This is a genomic window from Serratia sp. CC22-02 (assembly GCF_900182895.1).
Lineage (GTDB): Bacteria > Pseudomonadota > Gammaproteobacteria > Enterobacterales > Enterobacteriaceae > Serratia > Serratia nevei.
The window spans coordinates 138,294-158,567 of the sequence record NZ_FXUD01000001.1 but is presented as its reverse complement, the minus strand read 5'-3'; the positions used below and the strand labels follow the sequence as shown (position 1 = coordinate 158,567).

Below are 20,274 nucleotides of genomic sequence, written 5' to 3'. Positions count from 1 at the left end.
TTAATAATCTATCTTCAATTTCACACATTAAAGCAACATAAATCACAAGATAAAATAACCCCGCGTGATCGACCTCATACTTTTTGCTTATCACCCCATTCTGCGGCTTTTTTTTGGGAGTTATGTTGTTTTTGTCATTTCAAATGCGGTTATTGTGTGGTTTTATTGTGGTTATCACATCAAAACGGGACATCAGCATGATGGAAGAACAAACGGGTTGGGACATTGTCGTGATTGGCGGCGGTGTGGTCGGGTGTGCGGTATTCCGCAAATTCTGCCTGATGGGCGCCCGTACGCTGTTGTTGGAAAAGGGGGGCGATATCCTGTCCGGCGCCAGCAAAGCCAACAGCGCGCTGCTGCATACCGGCTTCGATGCGCCCAGCGGCAGCCTGGAGCTGCGCTGCATGCAGGCCGGCTACCGAGAATTTATCGCCATTCGCGAACGAATGAATCTGCCGCTGCTGCCCACCGGCGCGCTGGTCGTGGCCTGGGACGAGCAGCAGTTGGCGGCGCTGCCCGCGATCGTGCAGCAGGCACATGACAACGGCGTGCCGGACGTGGCGCAGATCGACGCCGCCGAGCTGTATCGCCGTGAACCGCAGCTGGCGCCCGGCGCATTGGCGGCGGTAGAGGTGCCGGGCGAGAGCGTGATCGATCCCTGGAGCACGCCGCTGGCTTACCTGACGCAGGGCGTCAAACACGGCGGCGACTATCGCTTCAATACCGAGGTGACCGGCGCCGAACGCTTGCCGACCGGCTGGCGGCTAACCAGCAACCGGGGCGAGTTTCACGGCAAAATCGTCATCAACTGCGCCGGCAATCAGGGCGACCGGGTAGAAAGTTTCTGCCATCAGCCCGAGTTTGAAATCCGCCCGCGCAAAGGGCAGTTCCTGGTGTTCGACAAGGCCGCCGCCGGGCAGGTCAACGCCATCATCTTGCCGGTGCCGACCGCGATCACCAAAGGGGTGCTGCTGTCGAAAACCATCTTCGGCAATCTGTTGCTGGGGCCGACCGCCGAAGAACAGCAGGATCGCGAGACGGCGACGGTGGACGAAACCAAAATGCGCGAGCTGATCGAACAGGGCACCCGGCTGCTGCCCACGCTGGCAAATTACAGCGTGACCGCCAGCTATGCCGGATTGCGCCCGGCGACCGAACAGAAACACTACCGCATTCAGCCCTATCCCGAGCGGCAGTGGATCTGCGTGGCGGGCATTCGCTCCACCGGCCTGACGGCGGCGCTCGGCATCGCGCAATACGTGGAGCAGCTTTACCGCGACCATTTTACGCCGTGCTTCACGCCGACGGCGCCGCAGACCGTGCATTGGCCGCAGATGCCGATGCTCGCCGACTACGGGCTGCGCGATTACGCGCGCCCGGACAACGGCGGCATCGTTTGCCATTGCGAGCTGGTGACCCAGCGGGAAATCGAGGCAGCGTTCGATTCCGCCGTGCCGCCGGAGTGCATCGGCGGGCTGCGGCGCCGCACGCGCGTGATGATGGGGCGCTGCAACGGTTTTTATTGCAGCAGCCGGGTGGCGGAAATGGTAGGCGATCGTTTTGGCCAGACGCTGGCCGTAGGGAGCATTGATGAAAACTGAGTATCAGGTGGCGATTGTCGGTGCCGGGCCGGCCGGGATCGCGGCGGCGACCGCGCTGCGGCAGGCGGGGATCGAGGATGTGGTGCTCCTGGAACGGGAGCGGGAAGCGGGCGGCGTGCCGAGACACTGTCGGCACCCCACCTTCGGGCTGCAAACGTTTTACCGGCCGATGCTCGGCTCCACCTATGTCGATAAGATACTGGCGCGCGCCGGGCAGGTGGAAATCCGCACCGGCGTGACGGTACTCGCCATCAAGCCGGGCGGCGAGCTGAGCATCACGGATCGCCGCGGCGTCAGCACCTTGAAAGCGCAGCGGGTGATCCTGGCGACCGGCGTGCGAGAAACGCCGCGCCATCCGCGCCTGGTGAGCGGCCTGCGGCCGCAGGGCGTGCTGACCGCCGGCGCGCTGCAGCAGTTCGTCTATCTGCGCGGGCTGCAGCCGGGCAAGGCGCCGGTGGTGGTCGGCACCGAGTTGGTCAGTTTCTCCGCGCTGTGGACGCTGCGCAACGCCGGCGTGCGCGCCGTCGCCATGATTGAAAACGGCGACAGGACCGTCGCCTGGCGTCTGAGCGCGCTCTATGCGCGCCTGATGGGAGTGCCGATCCATTACTCTTCGCGGGTGACCGATATTGCCGGCCGCGATCGGGTCGAATCCATCGAGGTGGAAAACCGCCGCGGGGAGAAACAGCGCATCGCCTGCGACAGCCTGATCTTCACCGGCCGCTTCACCGGGGAGTATACGCTGATCCGCCAGAGCCACCTGGCGCAGCGGCCGGACAGCGGCTGCCCGCTGACCGATCAGTTCGGCCGCTGTTCCGACACCGCCTATTTCGCCGTCGGCAACATGCTGCATCCGGCGGACATGGGCGACCAGTGTTATCAGGAAGGGCTGCGCGTTGGCGAAGCCGTTGCCCGTTCGCTGCAACGTGCGCTGCCGCCGGCGCGGCAAATTCTCCCGGTGCGACACGACGAGCGGATCCGCCTGACCGCGCCTGCCAACGTGGCGCTGATCGGCAAACCCACCCGGGTCACGATCAATATGCGGGTGGAACGGGCGGTGTCCGGTTCGGTGGTGGTGCGGCTGGGCGAGGAAGTGCTGTATCGCAAAACGCATCGCTGCCTGCCGGAACGGCGGATCCTGCTGCGCAACATCGCTTTGCCGGCCGACGGCGAGCGTGACGCGCTGCACATCAGCATCGAATCCGCCGGGTGAACGGCGGCAACGGCTTGCGTCTAACGCCCTGAAACCCGTAGTATTCCGTCAGTTGACGCCGCGAGTCTCGGCGCAAGCAGTCACTCTTACTTAAGGCAGCGAGTGTAATGTGAATGGATATCTCTAATTCCGTGGATAGGCGCAATGAAATACTGGCGCTGATCCAGGCCAACGGCCGGGTTTACGTGAATGAGCTGGCGGATAAATTCCAGGTTTCGCAGGAAACCATTCGGCGCGATCTCAACAAGCTGGAAGATTATCGGCTGATTAAGAAGATCCACGGCGGTGCGGTCAGCAGCCAGTTCAAATTCGAGCATGAATTCAACGAACGGGCCAAAATTGCCGAGGCCGAGAAGCGCGCCATCGCGGAGAAAGCGGTGACGCTGATCCAGCCGGGCGATACGGTGTTCGTGGATTTCGGCTCCACCACGCTGGAGTTCGCCCGCCAGTTGGCGACCGTCGATCAGCTGACGGTCATCACCAATTCGCCGCTGATCGCCAACGTCTGTCTGGAAAATGACTCCATCGACGTGGTGCTGATCGGCGGGCAGTTCATCGGCTCCAAAATGGAGTGCCTGGGGGCGATCGCGCTGAATAACATCGAGGCGTTTTTCGCCGATTACGCCATCATCGGCGCCGGCGCGGTCAATGTGCAGACCGGGGTGATGGATCAAAACGTCAATGAGGCGGCCATCGCGCGCAAAATGATTGCGCAAAGCCGCAAATGCATCGTGTTAGCGGACGAAAACAAGCTGCGTGGGCATGCGATGACGTTGGTGGCCAAATGGCCAGAGATCGATTATCTGGTGACCTCCGACAGCGGCAACGCGTTGGAAGGGCTGGTTTTCCCGGCCAATGTCAATGTGTTGGTCGCACAGGTATAAGCGGCGGCCCGTTTAACCGGAGGCGGGCCGCCGGGGCGTTACTTTTGCACCACCAGGCCCACGCCGCGGCCGCGCGGATCGGACGCGGTTTCCGGCGTGCGGCCATCGATGCGGATAGCCTGAATGTCCCCCATGTTCCAGCCCTGATCTTCGAGGGTGTAGCCCATGGCTTTCAGCTCTTCCGCCGGTTTGCCGGTCAGCGGCGCAAAGCTGTCATAGTACAGGGTGTCCTTCGGCAACAGCTGATGGTGCACGCGCTGGGCGGCCACCGCCTGCGCCAGCGGCAGATGGTAATCGTAGAGGTTGTTGATCACCTGGAAGATCGACGTGAAGATGCGCGATCCGCCCGGCGTGCCGATCACCAGGCTGACCTCGCCGTCGCGGGTGATGATGGTCGGGCTCATCGAGGAGAGCATGCGCTTGCCCGGCTCGATGGCGTTGGCGTCGCTGCCCACCACGCCGAAGGCATTGGCGACGCCGGGTTTGGCGCTGAAATCGTCCATCTCGTCGTTGAGCAGGAAGCCGGCGCCTTTGACCACCACGCCGCTGCCGAAGTCCCAGTTGAGCGTATAGGTGTTGCTGACCGCGTTGCCGGCGGCATCAACGATCGAGAAGTGGGTGGTTTGGTGGGTTTCCAGCCCTGGCCGCACCTGTTCGGTCGGCGAGATCGTCGTCGGGTTGATTTCGGCGGCGCGTTTTTGCAGGTAGTCGGGGGCGATCAGCTGTGCTTCCGGCACCTTAGTGAAATCCGGGTCGCCGAGGTAGTCGGCGCGATCGGCGAACACGCGCTTTTCGATTTCCGCCAGCAGGTGGATATAGCGCGCCGAGTTCAGCGGCACACCCTTGAAGTCGGCGGCGCGATCTTCTTTTATCCCCAGCAGCTGCGCCAGCGCAATGCCGCCGGAGCTGGGCAACGGGGCGGTATATACGGTGTTGCCGCGCCAGCTGATGCGCATCGGCTCACGCCATTTCACCCGATAGTCGGCCAAATCCGCCGCGCCGATCAGCCCGTTGTCGCGCTGCATTTGCGCCACCAGCAGGCGCGCGGTTTCGCCGTGATAAAAATCGTCGGCGCCCGACTTGGCGATGCGCTCGAGGGTGGCGGCCAGCTCCGGCTGTTTGAACACCGTGCCGGGCTTCATGGCGCCGAAATAGTCGCCAAAGTTGGTTTTACCGGCGAACAGCTTGTTGGCGTCTTCACGGTACTGATACTGCTGATCCGCCACGGTGAAACCTTGCCGGGCGTAGCCGATCGCAGGCGTCAGCAGTTCGGCCCACGGCAGCTTGCCGAAGCGCTTGTGGGCTTCCCACAGCCCCAGCACGGTGCCCGGCACGCCGGCGGCGCGGCTGCCCACCAGGCTGAGATTTTCGATCACTTCACCTTTCTCGTTCAGGTATAGGGTTTTGCTGGCGGCCTTGGGGGCCACTTCGCGGTAGTCGAGGAAATAGGGTTTGCCGTCGATATACAGCGTCATAAAGCCGCCGCCGCCGATATTGCCGGCTTCAGGGTAGGTGACCGCCAGGGTAAAGGCGGTGGCGACCGCCGCGTCGACCGCGTTGCCGCCGGCCTGCAGAATGTGCGCGGCGACTTTTGCGCCATACTGATCCGGGGCGGCGACCGCGCCGGCGGTCAGATCGGCGGCAAAGGCGGTGGGAACGGTGCAGGCCAGGGCCACGCTCAGAGCTATCGTTTTCAATAAACCGGCAGACATAGAAGATCCTTTTAGCGATTTTCAGTTATCAGGTGAATTCAACTAATTATTTTGAAACAGCAGGTTAGCGCGTTTTCTTCGGGCTGTTGCGGCGCTTTATTGAAGGTAGCAGCGGTCAGGCGGGGCCGCCTGACCAGAGTAGCGAATCGTGACGTGGCGCGTTATGCGCCGGCGGGCAACGCCGACTGCAGCCATTGGCAGAAGTGCCGGGCGAGCGGGTTGTGTTCGCTGTCGCGGTGCAGCAGCCACGCCCAGTTGGCACCGCGCACGCGTTGCTCGGTTAACGGTTGCAGCAGCCCGGCGTCGCGCGCGTGCTGCGCCAGCAGTTGGCTGACCAACGCGATGCCGAGGCCATTGCAGGCGGCGTCCAGCAGCAGACCGGGATCGGAGAAGTTCAGCCCGCTATCGCGCTGGCCGACGTGCGCACCGCCCGCCACCGTCCAGTGGCTCCAGTCCATCTCCCGTTCGCCGTGCAGGGTCACGCGCTGCTCCGCCGCCAGCGCCAGCAGGCTGGGGTGGCAGGCGGGATAGAGCCGGTCGCTGCAGAGCACGTTAAAGCTGCAGTCCGCCTGCGCGCTGAGATCGTCGCGGATCGCCAGATCGATACTGTCCGTCGCCATATTCGGCGGTTCAAAGCTGGTGAACAGCCACAGGTCGACCTGCGGATGCTGCCGATTGAAGTCGCCCAGCCGCGGCATCAGCCAGTGCCGGGCGAAAGCCGGAGTGGTGTTGACGATCAGCTGATTGGGTTTGCGGTACTGATCCAAACGGCGAATGCCGACCGCCAGCTGTTGCAGCATCACCTGCGCGGTGCTGAACAGATCGTGGCCGGCGTCGGTCAGCGCCACGCTGCGGCCGGTGCGGAAGAACAGCGGCTGCTCCAGAAACGCTTCGAGGCTGCGGATCTGCTGGCTGATGGCCGATTGGGTAAGGTGCAGCTCTTCGGCAGCCTGATGAAAACTGCCCAGGCGCGCTGCCGCTTCGAAGCCGCGTAGCGCGCTCAAGGGGGGCCAGTGTTTTAACATTATCGATAAGCCTGTCTAATCAGATATCCACTAAATATATCGTTTGTCGCGGTGGCAGGGGAAGACTAGCATAAGATTCAACCGCATAATCGTGAATTATTCGGTTAACTTTTTGAATTATAAATGATTATAAGAGGTCTTTAATGTCAACTCGCCGCGTGTTTATTAAACAGCTTTCCGCCGTCGCCGGAGTCGGTCTGACGGCCTCGCTGGGTGTTTCGTTACACGGTCACGCAGAAGCTGCGCTTAATCCGGCCTGGCGGATGCCTGACGAAGGGGAACCGCAGCAGCGGGCATTTCTCGCCTTCGGCGCGCAGCGGGCCATCTGGGGTGAATTCACGGCGGATGTGCAGGCGGCGCAGGGCCGTATCGCCCGCGCCATCGCCGAGTTTCAGCCGGTGACGGTATTTTGCCGCGAGCATGAACGGCAATTGGCCGAGGCCACCTGCGGCAGTCACAACGTCAGCTATGTCGTCACCGAGCTGGATGACATCTGGGTGCGTGATTTCGGCGCCAATTTCGTCGTCAACGGCGCCGGCGAACTCGGGGCGGTGGATTTCAACTTCAACGGCTGGGGCAATAAGCAGCGGCATGCCAAGGATGCGCGCCTGGCGGCGTTTGCCGCCAACCGCTACGGTGCCGCCCAACTGCGCCGCAGCGCACTGATAGGCGAAGGCGGCGGTATCGAAGTGGACGGGCACGGCACCGGCATCATGACCGAAAGCAGCTGGGTGAATGCGAACCGTAATCCAGGCTGGAGCCGGGACCGGGTGGAGCAGGAGCTGAAAGCGATGCTCGGCCTGCGCAAAATTATCTGGCTGCCGGGCATTAAAGGCCGGGACATCACCGACGCCCACGTCGATTTTTACGCCCGATTCGTGCGGCCGGGCGTGGTGGTGGCCAATCTGGATACCGATCCGGCCTCTTATGACCATGCGGTTACCCAGCAACATCTGGCGATCCTCAAGGCGGCGACCGACGCTGACGGCCGCCGGCTGCAGGTGCATACGCTTTCGCCGCCGCTGGCGCCGCGCGACAGCCGATTCAGCCGCAACAATCCGGATTTTGCGGCGGGCTACATCAACTATTTCGTCATCAACGGGGCGGTGATCGCCCCGGAGTTTGGCGACCCGCAGGCGGACCGGGCGGCGCTTGAGCTGCTGACGGCGCTCTATCCGCAGCGCAAGGTGGTGCAGCTGGAGATCGACGCCATCGCGGCCGGCGGCGGCGGCATTCACTGCGCAACCAACCAACTGCCGGTGCATGGCAGGTCACGCTGAATAGGGCGCTTCGCGCCCGGTGGCTAACGCGCCGGGCCGATGCCGTAACGCAGCAGGGCGACGGCGTGGCGGGCGATATCTTCGGCGTTCAGCTGGCCTTTATCCCGTTCGCGCCGCCATTTCGGCGCGGTGGCCAGCGGCAGCAATGTGATGCCGAACAGCGTGAAGAACAGCAGGGAAGGCTCGAGATCGGGGTTGAGTTTACCCTGCGCCTGCCAGCGCGCGATGGATTGTAGCGCGATTTGGCGGCGCTCATCGCCGAACCGTTCATCCATGCGCTGTTTCAGCACGCCGCTTTCACTCATGACCTCCCGCAGCCACAGCGGGGCGAACCAGGGGTGTTCCAACGCGATGTCGATAAAACGTTGCGCCAGCAGGGTGAAGGCGGTGACGGGATCGTCCGCGTTGGCGTCGAACACCTCGCCGGCCATTTTGCGCACCGGCAGAAAGCGCTCCTCGATCAGTACATCCAGCAGCTGATCGCGGTTATGAAAGTAGTAGTGCAGCATGGCCGGGGTGACGTTTGCCTCGCGCGCAATGGCGTTCAACGAGGTGTCTACGATCCCCTGGCGGGCAAACAGGTTCAGTGCGGTATCAAGCAAATGCTCGCGTTTGTCAGCCCCTTTGGCGCCGCCGCTCGGCCGGCCGGGGCGGCGAGGCTTGGCGGGAGTTTGAACGTTTCGTGCTGTCATCGCGGTGAGATCCATTGACCGGAGAAAAGGATGACTCATATATTAATTATGCGATTAATTAATTACAAGTGAACTGACTCCGATGGAGATTGAAAACCCGACAACCCGGCCCGATCACGGCGGGGCACCAGCCAAGGCGCCTTCGCTCACGTTGCTGTTTTCCGCGTTGCTGCTGGTGATGCTGCTGGCGGCGCTGGATCAAACCATTGTCTCCACCGCGCTGCCGACCATCGTCGGCGAGTTTGGTGGGCTTGAGAAACTGTCGTGGGTGGTGACGGCCTATCTGCTGTCTTCCACTATCGTGGTGCCGCTGTACGGCAAATTCGGCGATCTCTTCGGCCGCAAGATTGTGCTGCAAATCGCTATTGTACTGTTTTTGCTTGGGTCGGTACTGTGTGGGCTGGCGCAAAACATGACGCAGCTGATTCTGATGCGCGCGCTGCAAGGGTTGGGCGGCGGCGGGCTGTTGGTGGTCACCCTGGCGGTGGTCGGCGACGTGATCCCGCCGGCGGAACGCGGCCGTTATCAGGGGCTGTTCGGCGGGGTATTCGGCTTGGCCACGGTGGTGGGGCCGCTGATCGGCGGCCTGCTGGTGCAGCATTTTTCCTGGCGCTGGATTTTCTACATCAATCTGCCTCTGGGCCTGTTCGCCCTGCTGGTGATTGGCGCGGTGTTTCAGTCGCAGGTCAATCGAGTGCGGCATGAAATCGACTTCCTCGGCGCCGGTTATCTGGCGATGGCGCTCACCTGCATCATCCTGTTCACCAGCCAGGGCGGCACGGTCATGGCCTGGTCGGACGGCCAGCTGTGGTGCATTCTGGCCTTTGGCCTGGTGTCGCTGGGCGGCTTTATCTATGAGGAACGGCTGGCCGGTGAACCGATCATTCCCCTTGGGCTGTTTCGCAACCGCACCTTTGTGCTGTGCGGCCTGATCGGCTTTATCGTCGGCATGTCGCTGTTCGGCTCCGTGACTTTCCTGCCGCTGTATCTGCAGGTGGTGAAAGGCTCGACGCCATCGCAGGCCGGGATGCAGCTGCTGCCGTTGATGGGCGGCATTATGCTCAGCTCGATCATCAGCGGCCGGATCATCAGCAAACGCGGTAAATACCGGCTGTTTCCGATCGTCGGCACCCTGTGCGCATTAGGGGCGATGACGTTGCTTGGCACCCTGACCAATAACACGCCGGTGCAGCAACTGTACCTGTACATTTGCCTGCTGGGGTTGGGGCTGGGCATGGTGATGCAAGTGATGATCCTGGCGGCGCAAAACAGCGTGGAGCCCCGGCATATGGGGGTCGCGACCTCGAGCGCCACGCTGTTCCGCTCTATCGGCGGTTCGATAGGCGTAGCGGTGTTCGGGGCGATTTTCACGCAGGTGCTGCACACCCGTTTGGCGGCGCTGTTGCCGGAAGGCGCGCAGCTGCCGCGCGCGCTCGGTGCAGAAGCGGTGCACCATCTGCCGGCGGCGCTGCAGCAGGATTACCTGCAGGCCTTCGGCGGGGCGATCCATTCGGTGTATCAAATTGCCGCCGGGGTGATGGCGTTGGCTTTTGCGCTGACCTGGCTCTTGAAAGACGTGCCGCTGCGGCACAAATAATCCCGACGCCGGCCGCTCCGGCCGGTTCTTCCCGACGAACTTTTACCGAATCCTTACGCAACCCTTTCAGAAGCGCATTCCGGCATTCGATATATTGAGAATAGTCATTCTCAACAGGATCGTATTGCAATGCAGAGGAAAACGCTTTTGGTGCTTGGGCTGTCGCTGTTGCTGGCCGCCTGCGATGGGCAAAACGCCGGTGCGCCAGCCGGCGCGGGCGCAGAACAGGAGGTCGGCGTGGTCACGCTGCGCGGCCAGTCAGTGACCCTGAGCAGCGAGCTGACCGGCCGGGTCAACGCCACCATGACCTCCGACGTGCGGCCGCAGGTCGACGGGATTATCAAGCAGCGGCTGTTTACCGAAGGGGCCGAGGTCAAGGCCGGGCAGGTATTGTATCAAATCGACCCTGCCAGCTATCAGGCCAGCTACGATCAGGCCGCCGCCCAGCTGAAAAACGCCCAGGCCACGGTGCAATCCACCCGGCTCAAATCGCAGCGCTATGCGGCGCTGGTGAAAGAGAACGGCGTTTCTCAACAGGATGCGGACGATGCCAAAGCCGCCTATCTGGCGGCCGTGGCGTCGGTGGCCCAGTATCAGGCGGCGCTGGAGACGGCGCGCATTAACCTCGCCTATACCCAGGTGCGGGCGCCGATCGCCGGGCGTATCGGCATCTCATCGGTGACGCCGGGCGCGTTGGTCACCGCCAGCCAGAGCGATGCGTTGGCCACCATCCGCGCGCTCGACCCGATCTATGTCGATCTGACCCAGTCCAGCGCCCAGCTGCTTAAACTGCGGCGCCAGCAGGCGGCGTTACAGCGCGGCGCGGTCACGCCGGTCGCCATCAAGCTGGAGGACGGTACGCCTTATGCCCATGCCGGCAAGCTCGAGCTGACCGAGGTCGCGGTGGACGAAGCCACCGGTTCGGTCACGCTGCGCGCGGTGTTCCCCAACCCCGAACATGAGCTGCTGCCCGGCATGTATGTCCACGCCACGGTGGATAACGGCGTCGATCCCAAAGCGATTCTGGCGCCGCAGCAGGGCATAACCCGCAACGCCAAAGGGGAAGCCACCGCGTTGGTGGTGGACGAACAGAACAAAGTGGCGCAGCGCACCGTCAGCGCCGAACGGGTGGTGGGCAGCAATTGGCTGATCGGCAGCGGCCTGAACGAAGGCGATCGCCTGATCGTCGAAGGCACCAGCAAGGTCACGATCGGCGCCGCGGTGAAGCCGGTTGAGGTTTCGGTCGACAAAACCCAACGCGGGGAGCAGTGATATGGCGCAGTTCTTTATCCGGCGGCCGGTATTCGCCTGGGTGATCGCCATCATCATCATGCTGTGCGGCCTGATGTCGATCAATTCGTTGCCCGTTTCGCAGTACCCGGACGTCTCACCGCCGCAGATTTCCATCTCCGCCACCTACCCGGGCGCAGACGCGGAAACGCTGGAAAACAGCGTCACGCAGGTGATTGAGCAGCAGCTCACCGGCCTGGACGGCCTGCTGTATTTTTCTTCGACCAGCAGCTCCAGCGGCTCGGTCAGTATCAACGTCACCTTTGATCAGGGCACCGATCCGGATATCGCTCAGGTGCAGGTGCAAAACAAGGTGCAGCAGGCGGAAAGCCGTTTGCCGAGCGCGGTTACCGCGCAGGGCGTGACGGTCAAGAAATCCCAGAGCAGCTTCCTGCTGATCGTCGGGCTGTATGACGAAAGCGACAAGGCGACGATGGCCGATATCTCCGACTATCTGGTCAGCAACCTGCAGGATCCGCTGTCGCGCATCGAGGGCGTGGGGGACGTGCAGGTGTTCGGCTCGGAATATGCGATGCGTATCTGGCTGGATCCGACCAAGCTGGCGAGCTATGCGTTGATGCCTTCCGACGTGCAGACGGCGATCGAAGCGCAAAACACCCAGGTGTCCGCCGGCAAGATCGGCGATCTGCCGGCCGCCGCCGATCAGCAGCTGACCGCCACGGTAAAGGCGCAGTCGCGGCTGCAAACGCCGGAACAGTTTCGCAATATCATCCTGAAAAGCGACAGCAGCGGCGCGCTGGTACGGCTGGGCGACGTGGCGCGAATTGAGCTGGGCAACGAGGACTACTCCGCCAGCGCACACCTCAACGGCCACCCGGCGGCGGGGATCGCGGTCAAGCTGGCGGCGGGCGCCAACGCCCTCAACACCGCCAAGCTGGTGAAGGCCAAGGTGGCGGAATACCAAAGTGCGATGCCGCAGGGCTACAAGGTGGCCTACCCGAAAGACAGCACCGACTTTATCAATATCTCGATCGAGGAGGTGGTGAAAACGCTGTTCGAAGCGGTGGCGTTAGTGGTGGTGGTGATGTTCGTGTTCCTGCAAAACCTGCGCACCACGCTGATCCCGACCATCACCGTGCCGGTAGTGTTGCTGGGCACCTTCGGCGTGCTGGCGGCGTTCGGCTATTCAATCAATACCCTGACGCTGTTCGGCATGGTGTTGGCGATCGGGCTGTTGGTGGACGACGCCATCGTGGTGGTGGAAAACGTCGAACGCGTGATGCGGGAGGATAAGCTGCCGCCGCGCGAGGCGACGGAGAAATCGATGCGCGAAATCACCGGCGCATTGGTCGGCATCGCGCTGGTGCTGTCGGCGGTATTTCTGCCGATGGCGTTCTTCGGCGGCTCCACCGGGGTGATCTATCGCCAATTTTCGATCACCGTCGTCTCCTCGATGGTGCTGTCGGTGGTGCTGGCGTTGACGCTGGCGCCGGCATTGTGCGCCACGTTGCTGAAGCCCGCGCACGACGCGCAGACCGACAAGGGCTTGCTGGGCAAATTCAACCGCGGCTATGACCGGCTGCAGGAGAAGTACGCCGACAAGGTCGGTGGGGTAATCCACCGGCCGACGCGCTATCTGCTGCTGTACGGCCTGCTGTTGATCGCCGCGGCCGTGATGTACCTGCGCTTGCCGACCGGCTTTCTGCCCAACGAGGATCAGGGCACGGTGATGGTGCAGTACACCTTGCCGGCAGGCGCCACCAACGCGCGCACCTCGGCGGTGAGCGAGGCGGTGACCGCCTATTTCCTCGACCAGGAAAAGGCCAACGTCAGCACCATTTTCACCATCAACGGTTTCGGCTTCAGCGGCAGCGGGCAAAACGCCGGCATGGCGTTCGTCAGCCTCAAAGACTGGAGCCAGCGCAGCGGCAGCGCGAACACCGCCGACGCCATCGCCAAACGCGCCATGGCGCACTTCGCCTCGCTGCGCGACGCCCAGGTCTTCTCCATGAGCCCACCGGCGATCGACGGTTTCGGCCAGTCCGATGGCTTCACCTTCGAGCTGCAGGCCAAAGGGGCGACCACCCGCGCCGAGCTGCAGGCGATGCGCGACCAGATCGTTGCCGCCGCCGGCAACAACCCGGCACTGCTGGCGGTGCGCGCCAACACCTTGCCGGACACCCCGCAGCTGCAGGTGGAGATCGACAACGGCAAGCTGCAGGCGCTCGGCCTGAGCGCCGCCGACGTCAACAGCACCCTCAGCAGCGCGTTCGGCAGCACCTACGTCAACGACTTTATCGATCGCAACCGGGTGAAAAAAGTCTATATGCAGGGCGATGTGCAGTACCGCGCCAAGCCGGAAGATCTCGACCGCTGGTTTGTGCGCGGCACCAACGCGTCGGGCGCCAGCAGCATGACGCCGTTCTCCGCCTTTGCGTCTTCGCACTGGATCTACGGGCCGGAAAATCTGTCGCGCTATAACGGGCTGTCGTCGTTCGAGATCACCGGGCAGGGCGCCGCTGGCGTCAGCTCCGGAACGGCGATGAGCGAGATGGAGAAACTGGCGGCAACATTCTCCGCCGGCAGCAGCTATTCCTGGAGCGGGCTGTCCTATCAGGAGCGGCTGACCAGCGGCCAGGCGTCGTCGCTGTACGCCATTTCGCTCATCGTGGTGTTCCTGTGCCTGGCGGCGCTGTATGAGAGCTGGTCGATTCCGTTCGCGGTGATGTTGGTGGTGCCGATGGGCGTGGTGGGATCGCTGCTGGCGATCACCCTGCGCGGGCTGGAAAACGACATCTACTTCCAGGTGGCGCTGCTCACCATCATCGGCCTGTCGGCGAAGAACGCCATTCTGATCGTCGAGTTCGCCGAGGAGATGCATCAGCGGGGTGAAACGCTGATTGCCGCGGCGGTCCACGCGGCGCGCATGCGCCTGCGGCCGATCCTGATGACCTCGCTGGCGTTTACCGCCGGGGTGCTGCCGCTGGCGGTATCCAGCGGCGCCGGCGCCAACAGCCGCATCGCCATCGGTACCGGCATCATCGGCGGCACCATCACCGCCACCGCATTGGCCATCTTTTTCGTCCCGCTGTTTTATGTGTTGGTGCGCCGCATGTTTACCCGTCGGCCCGCCAAGGCGCCGTCACAGGCAGGAGAATAACGTGTTGCAACGAGTCATGATGTTAACTTTACCGCTGCTGCTGACCGGCTGTCTGTCGCTGGATCCGCACTACCAGCGCCCGGCGGCGCCGGTGCCCGCCAACCTGCCGCAGGGCGAGGCCGGCGGCAACCAGGCGCTGAGCTACCCGGACGTCGCCTGGCGCGACTATGTCCAGGACGCCCGGCTGCGCCAGGTGGTGGCGCTGGGGCTGAACAGCAGCCGCGATCTGCGGGAGGCGATCGCCAATATCGCGTCGGCGCGCGCCCTGTACGGCGAGCAGCGCTCGGCGCTGTTCCCGACAATCAATGCCACCGCCGACGGCAGCCGCGGGCGGGCGCTGACCGGCAGCGGCAACGCCACCGCGCTGAGCCAAAGCTACGAAGCCGCGGCCGGCGTCAGCGCATTCGAGTGGGATCTGTTCGGCAAGAACGCCAGCCTGTCGCGCGCGGCGTTCGAAACCTATCTGGCGAACTCGGAGGCGGCGAAAAGCACCCGTCTGACGCTGATCGCCGATATCGTCACCGACTGGGTGGCGGTGGCGGCCGAGCGCAGCAATCTGGCGGTGGCGCAGCAGACGATGGCGAGCGCCAAACGGTCGCTGGACGTCACGCGCAACAATCAGCAGCACGGGATTGCGTCGCTGGTTGACGTGGCGTCGGCGGAAACCGTCTATCAGCAGGCGCGATCGGACGCCGCCAGCTACGCCACCAGCGCCGCGCAGGCGAAAAACGCGCTGGATTTGGCGGTAGGGCAAAGCGTGCCGGAAAACCTGCTGCCGAGCGGTATCGAGGCGCTGGGCGGGATCATGCGCGATCTGCCGGCCGGCGTCTCTTCGCAAGTGTTGCTGAAGCGGCCGGACGTGCTGCAGGCCGAGCATAACCTGAAATCCGCCAACGCCAATATCGGCTCAGCGCGGGCGGCGTTCTTCCCGTCGATCAGCCTGACTGCCAGCGGCGGCGTGGGCAGCGGTGAACTCTCCTCGTTGTTCAGCCACGGCGCCGGCGTCTGGTCGTTCGCACCGAGCATCAGCCTGCCGATCTTCAGCGGCGGCTATAACACGGCTCAGCTCAACTACACCCAGGCGCAGAAAGACCTGTATGTCGCCACCTATGAGAAAGCGGTGCAGACGGCATTTCAGGAAACCGCCGACGCGCTGGCGCGCAAAGCCACGCTGCAGGAACAGCTGGCGGCGCAAACCGGCTATGTGGGGGCGGCGCAACAATATTATCGCCTGGCCGAGCTGCGTTACCGCCAGGGCGTGGACAGCTACCTGACGCTGCTGGACGCGCAGCGCACGCTGTACACGGCGCAACAGGCGCTGATCGCCGCGCAGCAGACCGCGTACGACAATCAGGCCACCCTGTATAAAGTGTTGGGCGGCGGCGTTACCGCCGAGCGGCAGGGGGATGGCGTCCTCGCCGACCAGACGACGCTCAGCCGCTAACCGTCGACCGCGCGCGCCAGGCATTTGGCTGCGCGCGGTTTTTTTATGGAAAGTGTAAAGAAACAGAAAACCCGGCCGGCGGCCAGAACTCGCCGCGGTGAGCAGAGTCAGACAGAGAACCGCATTCATCTTTTATTCATACCGGCTCGAGGTCGTCATGGCAGAAGACATTCAGCAACAGGTCATCGCGCTTATCGCCGCCTTCAACGCATCAGGGCGGCTGAAGAAGGGCGTGGCCATCACCCCGGAAACCGAGATCAACACCGCGCTCAACCTGTCGTTCAGCGATTCCAATACGCTGATGCGCCGCTACTTCGATACCTTCGGCGTCGACAGCGGCAACTACAACCACGAACTGTATTTCCAGCCGCCGACCAACACCGGACGCTGGTTTTCCCCCTCCGCGTGCAAAGAGCATCCCCGGCCGCTGTGCGTGTCGATGCTGGTGCGTTCCGCGCGCGCCAAGCGCTGGCTGTACGACATTCACTTCCTGATCGAACAGCTCCGCTAGCGCTGCGTTACTGCTCCAACACCTCGGCGAACTTCGCCAGCCACTGCGGATGCGCCGGCCAGGCCGGGGCGGTGACCAGATTGCCGTCGACGTGCGCCTGATCGATGCCGATCTCCGCATAATGGCCGCCGCCCAGCCGCACTTCCGGCGCGCAGGCCGGGTAGGCGCTGCAGGTGCGGCCTTTCAACACCCCGGCCGCCGCCAGCAGCTGCGGGCCGTGGCAAACGGCGGCGATCGGTTTTTTCGCGGCGTCAAACGCCTGCACCAGCGCGATCACGTCGGGGTTCAGACGCAGGTATTCCGGCGCCCGGCCACCGGGGATCAAGAGCGCATCGTAGTGCTCTTCTTTGGCGGCGGCGAAGTCGGCATTTAAGGTAAAACGGTGGCCGGGTTTCTCGCTGTAGGTCTGCGCCCCGTCAAAGTCGTGGATTGCGGTCTGGATATAATCGCCGACGGCTTTGCCGGGGCACACGGCGTCCACCCAATGGCCGATCATCTGCAATGCCTGAAACGGCACCATGGTTTCGTAATCTTCGGCGTAGTCGCCGACCAGCATCAGGATCTTTTTCTTGCTCATGATCACAACTCCTGCGGGATAGGGATTGCCTAAGGTATAGCCCAGCGCCCCTGGGAATGCGAACCGCAAAGCGCCTATCTATACTCGTGATACTGCGGCGCTTTTCTCGCCGCTCAACCCCAGGGAGGATCCCCGATGCTGAATCTGGCTACCTTGCTTGAAGAGAGTGCGCGCACCTGGCCGGAGCGGCCGGCGGTGATACAGGACGACAACCCGCTCAGCTATCGGGCGCTTAACGACATGGCCAATCGGGTGGCGAATTTGTTGGCCGCGCGCGGCGTGCGGCCCGGTGAACGGGTGGCGCTGGCCTGCCCGAACCGGCCGGAGTTTCCGGCTATCTATTACGGCATTCTTAAAAGCGGCGCGGTGGTGGTGCCGCTGAATATTCTGCTTAAAAGCGCAGAGTTCGACTATTACCTGGCGGATTCGGCGGCGGTGGCGCTGTTTTGTTTCGAGGGCAGCAGCGGCCTGCCGCTGGGGGAGGAAGCGCTGCGGGCGGCGGCGAAAGCGGAGCAGTGCCGTGAGGTGTTTATCATCGGCGATCGGTTGCCGCTCGAGGGGGAACGTTTCAGCGCGGCGATAGCCGAGCAGGCTACCGAATTCGCTTCGGCGACGACGATCGAAAGCGACACCGCGGTGGTGCTGTATACCAGCGGCACCACCGGCCGCGCCAAAGGGGCGGAGTTGACTCACGCCAATCTGGTGCTCAACGCCTTGGGATCGGTGCGGCTGTTCGACGGTTCGGAGACGGCCCCCGATCGTCACCTGGTGACCTTGCCGCTGTTTCACACTTTTGGTTCGACGGTGCAGATGAACGCCGGGTTCGCTTCCGCCGCCACTCTGGTGCTGGTCGAACGCTTCGACGCCGCGCAGGCCATCGCGCTGATGCAACGGCACGGCATCACCTTTTTCGCCGGGGTGCCGACCATGTATTGGGCGCTGTTGAATGCGTTGGATGAGCATACGGATATCAAAAGCTTGCGCAGCACGCTGCGTATGGCGGTGTCCGGCGGCGCCAGCCTGCCGGTACAGATCCTGGAGGATTTCTCGCGCCGCTTCGGCGTCAACATTCTCGAAGGGTATGGGCTGTCGGAGACCAGCCCGGTCGCCACCTTTAACCATCCCCATCGGGTAACCAAACCCGGCTCCATCGGCCAACCGATCTGGGGCGTGGAGGTGCGCCTGCTCGACGCCACCGGGCAGCCGGTCGACGGCATCGACCAGGTCGGGGAGATCGCGGTGCGCGGTTACAACATCATGAAAGGCTATCTGAACCGCCCTGAGGCGACGGCGGAGGTGCTGGAAAACGGCTGGTTCCGCACCGGTGACCTGGCGCGTCGCGACGCCGACGGCTTCTATTTCATCGTCGATCGGGCCAAGGACATGATCATCCGCGGCGGGTTCAACGTCTATCCGCGCGAGATTGAAGAGGCGCTGATTCGCCATCCGGCGGTGTCGTTGGTGGCGGTGATCGGCGTCGAGCATCCGTCGCTAGGCGAAGAGATCAAAGCGGTGGTGGTGTTGAAAGAGACGGAAGAGACGGAAGAGCCGATCGAGGAGGAAACGCTGATCGCCTGGAGCCGGGAGCGGCTGGCGGCGTACAAGTATCCGCGCATCGTCGAGTTCGTCGAGCGTTTGCCGATGACCAGTACCGGTAAGGTGTTGAAGCGCTGTTTGCGCTGAGGAAAATCCGGCCTGCCGGGGCAGGCCGGGATACGGGCATCAACCTGGGTAGATGCCGCGCTCTTTACGTGCGGTCAGGATGCGCTCACAGGCCACGATGTAAGCCGCGGTGCGCAGGCTGCACTCTTTCTCGGCCGCCTTGTTCCAGACGTGGACCATGGCGTCGGTCATGATCTTGTCCATACGCTCGTTGATCTCGGACTCGCTCCAGAAGTAGCTCGCCATGTCCTGCACCCACTCGAAGTAACTGACCGTTACGCCGCCGGCGTTACAGATAACGTCCGGGACCACGGTGATGTTACGGGAACGCAGAATGTCGTCCGCTTCTGGGAAGGTTGGGCCGTTAGCGCCTTCCAGCACCAGCTTGGCGCTGAGGATTTCGGCGCGCTGACGGGTGATTTGGCCTTCCAGCGCCGCAGGGATCAGGATGTCCATGTCGACCGACCAGAACGCTTCGCTTTCGATCTCGCTGGCGCCAGGGAAGCCGGCGATCTGCTTGTGCTTGGCCTGGTATTCGGTCAGCGCGGTCAGGTCGATGCCGTTGGCGTTGAACAGGGTGGCGGAGTGGTCCTGGATGGTGACGACGCGCGCGCCGACGCCAACGAACAGGCGAGCCGCTTCGCTGCCCACGTTACCGAAGCCTTGTACCGCCACTTTGGCGCCTTCGATCTGCACGCCCAGACGCTTGGCCACTTCGCTGCCGGTGACGAACACGCCGCGGCCGGTCGCTTTCTCACGGCCCAGGGAGCCGCCGAGGTGGATTGGCTTGCCGGTGACCACGCCGGTGATGGTGGTGCCGTGGTTCATGGAGTAGGTGTCCATCATCCAGGCCATTACTTTGGCGTTGGTGCCGACGTCCGGCGCAGGAATGTCTTTCTGTGGCCCGATGATGAAGCCGATTTCGCTGGTGTAGCGGCGGGTCAGTCGCTCCAGTTCACCTTCAGACAGTTTGAACGGGTCGACGCGGATGCCGCCCTTGGCGCCGCCGTACGGCAGGTTGACCGCGGCACACTTGATGGTCATCCAGGCGGACAGGGCCATCACTTCGTTCAGATCGACGTCAGGGTGGAAGCGGATACCGCCTTTGCCCGGCCCACGCGACAGGTTGTGCTGTACGCGGAAACCTTCGAAGTGACGGATGGTGCCATCGTCCATCTGCAGCGGGATATCGACAATCAAAGCGCGCTTAGGGTGACGCAGCGTATCAACCCAGCGTGACAGCTCGCCGAGGTAAGGGGCGACGCGATCGATTTGTTGCAGATATGTAGCCCAAGCGGTGGTGCTGCTGTCTGAAGCGTAGGATAGCTTTTCCATAACCAACCTTTATATATTAGAGGTATTTATTTCGTTTAACCGTGGATTAGCAAGCGCATAACACTTTGCGACGCTAAATTTACCACTAATTATGCCGGTTGTTAGCCCCCCTCTCATCGGGCCAGCGGACGGTTTTTCGCCGCCTGCAGGGCGGCAAATGAATAGTTAATTACTTTTCATCGACGCTGAGCGTGTGCATGCATACTTTATGCATATAAAGCGCATAAAAACCCTTTTTATCTATTTTTCAGAAGCTTGAATGTGATCAAAAAGTTTCATTTTATTTAACTGCCATGTTGACAATGGCGTTTCCCCCCGGCAGCGTTAAAA

15 protein-coding genes are annotated in these 20,274 nt (G+C 62.6%); 10 read left to right on the top strand and 5 right to left on the bottom strand.

The window, feature by feature from the left end; genetic code table 11:
* Positions 1-197: 197 nt before the first annotated feature.
* The 3 genes from QOL81_RS00740 to QOL81_RS00730 all read left to right on the top strand — a co-directional run bounded on the left by QOL81_RS00740 (position 198) and on the right by QOL81_RS00730 (position 3,698).
* Positions 198-1,601, top strand: a complete 1,404-nt coding sequence (locus QOL81_RS00740) for an NAD(P)/FAD-dependent oxidoreductase (protein ID WP_064291345.1) — start codon at positions 198-200, stop codon at positions 1,599-1,601.
* Entirely contained in the window at positions 1,591-2,814 is a 1,224-nt protein-coding gene (locus QOL81_RS00735) for an FAD-dependent oxidoreductase (RefSeq protein ID WP_102984654.1), read from the top strand. The genes QOL81_RS00740 and QOL81_RS00735 overlap by 11 nt, the downstream gene beginning before the upstream one ends.
* A 113-nt stretch (positions 2,815-2,927) precedes the next feature.
* Positions 2,928-3,698: a DeoR/GlpR family DNA-binding transcription regulator gene (locus QOL81_RS00730; protein WP_039566063.1), complete on the top strand. Its 771-nt coding sequence runs from the start codon at positions 2,928-2,930 to the stop codon at positions 3,696-3,698.
* A 38-nt stretch (positions 3,699-3,736) separates the two neighbouring features.
* Here the strand turns inward: QOL81_RS00730 and ggt are convergent, their stop codons facing one another.
* The gene (ggt, locus tag QOL81_RS00725) at positions 3,737-5,410 is read right to left on the bottom strand and encodes a gamma-glutamyltransferase (RefSeq protein ID WP_070915194.1); all 1,674 of its coding nucleotides are present in this window, start codon (positions 5,408-5,410) and stop codon (positions 3,737-3,739) included.
* A gap of 161 nt (positions 5,411-5,571) precedes the next feature.
* Positions 5,572-6,435 carry a LysR substrate-binding domain-containing protein gene (locus tag QOL81_RS00720; protein ID WP_060439911.1) on the bottom strand — a complete coding sequence of 288 codons (864 nt, stop codon included), beginning with the start codon at positions 6,433-6,435 and terminating at the stop codon, positions 5,572-5,574.
* A 143-nt stretch (positions 6,436-6,578) separates the two neighbouring features.
* Between QOL81_RS00720 and QOL81_RS00715 the strand changes: the two genes are divergently transcribed.
* Entirely contained in the window at positions 6,579-7,715 is a 1,137-nt protein-coding gene (locus QOL81_RS00715; protein WP_060439912.1) for an agmatine deiminase family protein, read from the top strand.
* 23 nt (positions 7,716-7,738) lie between these two features.
* Here QOL81_RS00715 and QOL81_RS00710 read toward each other — a convergent pair whose 3' ends face one another.
* Positions 7,739-8,407: a TetR/AcrR family transcriptional regulator gene (locus QOL81_RS00710; protein ID WP_204275783.1), complete on the bottom strand. Its 669-nt coding sequence runs from the start codon at positions 8,405-8,407 to the stop codon at positions 7,739-7,741.
* 82 nt (positions 8,408-8,489) lie between these two features.
* Between QOL81_RS00710 and QOL81_RS00705 the strand changes: the two genes are divergently transcribed.
* The 5 genes from QOL81_RS00705 (at position 8,490) to QOL81_RS00685 (ending at position 16,370) form a co-directional block, all read left to right on the top strand.
* Complete coding sequence (locus tag QOL81_RS00705; protein WP_070915196.1) at positions 8,490-10,004, top strand: MDR family MFS transporter; 1,515 nt, start codon at positions 8,490-8,492, stop codon at positions 10,002-10,004.
* 129 nt (positions 10,005-10,133) lie between these two features.
* A complete protein-coding gene (locus tag QOL81_RS00700) occupies positions 10,134-11,276 on the top strand; it encodes an efflux RND transporter periplasmic adaptor subunit (protein ID WP_060418836.1) in 1,143 nt (380 codons plus the stop codon).
* Position 11,277: 1 nt separating this feature from the next.
* Positions 11,278-14,415 carry an efflux RND transporter permease subunit gene (locus QOL81_RS00695; RefSeq protein WP_070915197.1) on the top strand — a complete coding sequence of 1,046 codons (3,138 nt, stop codon included), beginning with the start codon at positions 11,278-11,280 and terminating at the stop codon, positions 14,413-14,415.
* Position 14,416: 1 nt separating this feature from the next.
* On the top strand, positions 14,417-15,859 hold the full coding sequence (locus QOL81_RS00690) for an efflux transporter outer membrane subunit (RefSeq protein WP_070915199.1): 1,443 nt from the start codon (positions 14,417-14,419) through the stop codon (positions 15,857-15,859).
* Between the two features lie 157 nt (positions 15,860-16,016).
* Positions 16,017-16,370, top strand: a complete 354-nt coding sequence (locus QOL81_RS00685) for a DUF1493 family protein (RefSeq protein ID WP_049200624.1) — start codon at positions 16,017-16,019, stop codon at positions 16,368-16,370.
* Positions 16,371-16,377: 7 nt separating this feature from the next.
* Here QOL81_RS00685 and QOL81_RS00680 read toward each other — a convergent pair whose 3' ends face one another.
* The gene (locus QOL81_RS00680) at positions 16,378-16,947 is read right to left on the bottom strand and encodes a DJ-1/PfpI family protein (protein ID WP_004937978.1); all 570 of its coding nucleotides are present in this window, start codon (positions 16,945-16,947) and stop codon (positions 16,378-16,380) included.
* A 135-nt stretch (positions 16,948-17,082) separates the two neighbouring features.
* Here QOL81_RS00680 and QOL81_RS00675 point away from each other — a divergent pair, with 135 nt between their 5' ends.
* Complete coding sequence (locus QOL81_RS00675) at positions 17,083-18,630, top strand: long-chain-fatty-acid--CoA ligase (protein ID WP_070915201.1); 1,548 nt, start codon at positions 17,083-17,085, stop codon at positions 18,628-18,630.
* A 39-nt stretch (positions 18,631-18,669) separates the two neighbouring features.
* On the opposite strand, the gene QOL81_RS00670 is transcribed toward QOL81_RS00675, so the two are convergent.
* Positions 18,670-19,944 (bottom strand): Glu/Leu/Phe/Val family dehydrogenase, encoded by a 1,275-nt coding sequence (locus QOL81_RS00670; RefSeq protein ID WP_060418845.1) that lies wholly within the window; start codon positions 19,942-19,944, stop codon positions 18,670-18,672.
* Positions 19,945-20,274: the final 330 nt, after the last annotated feature.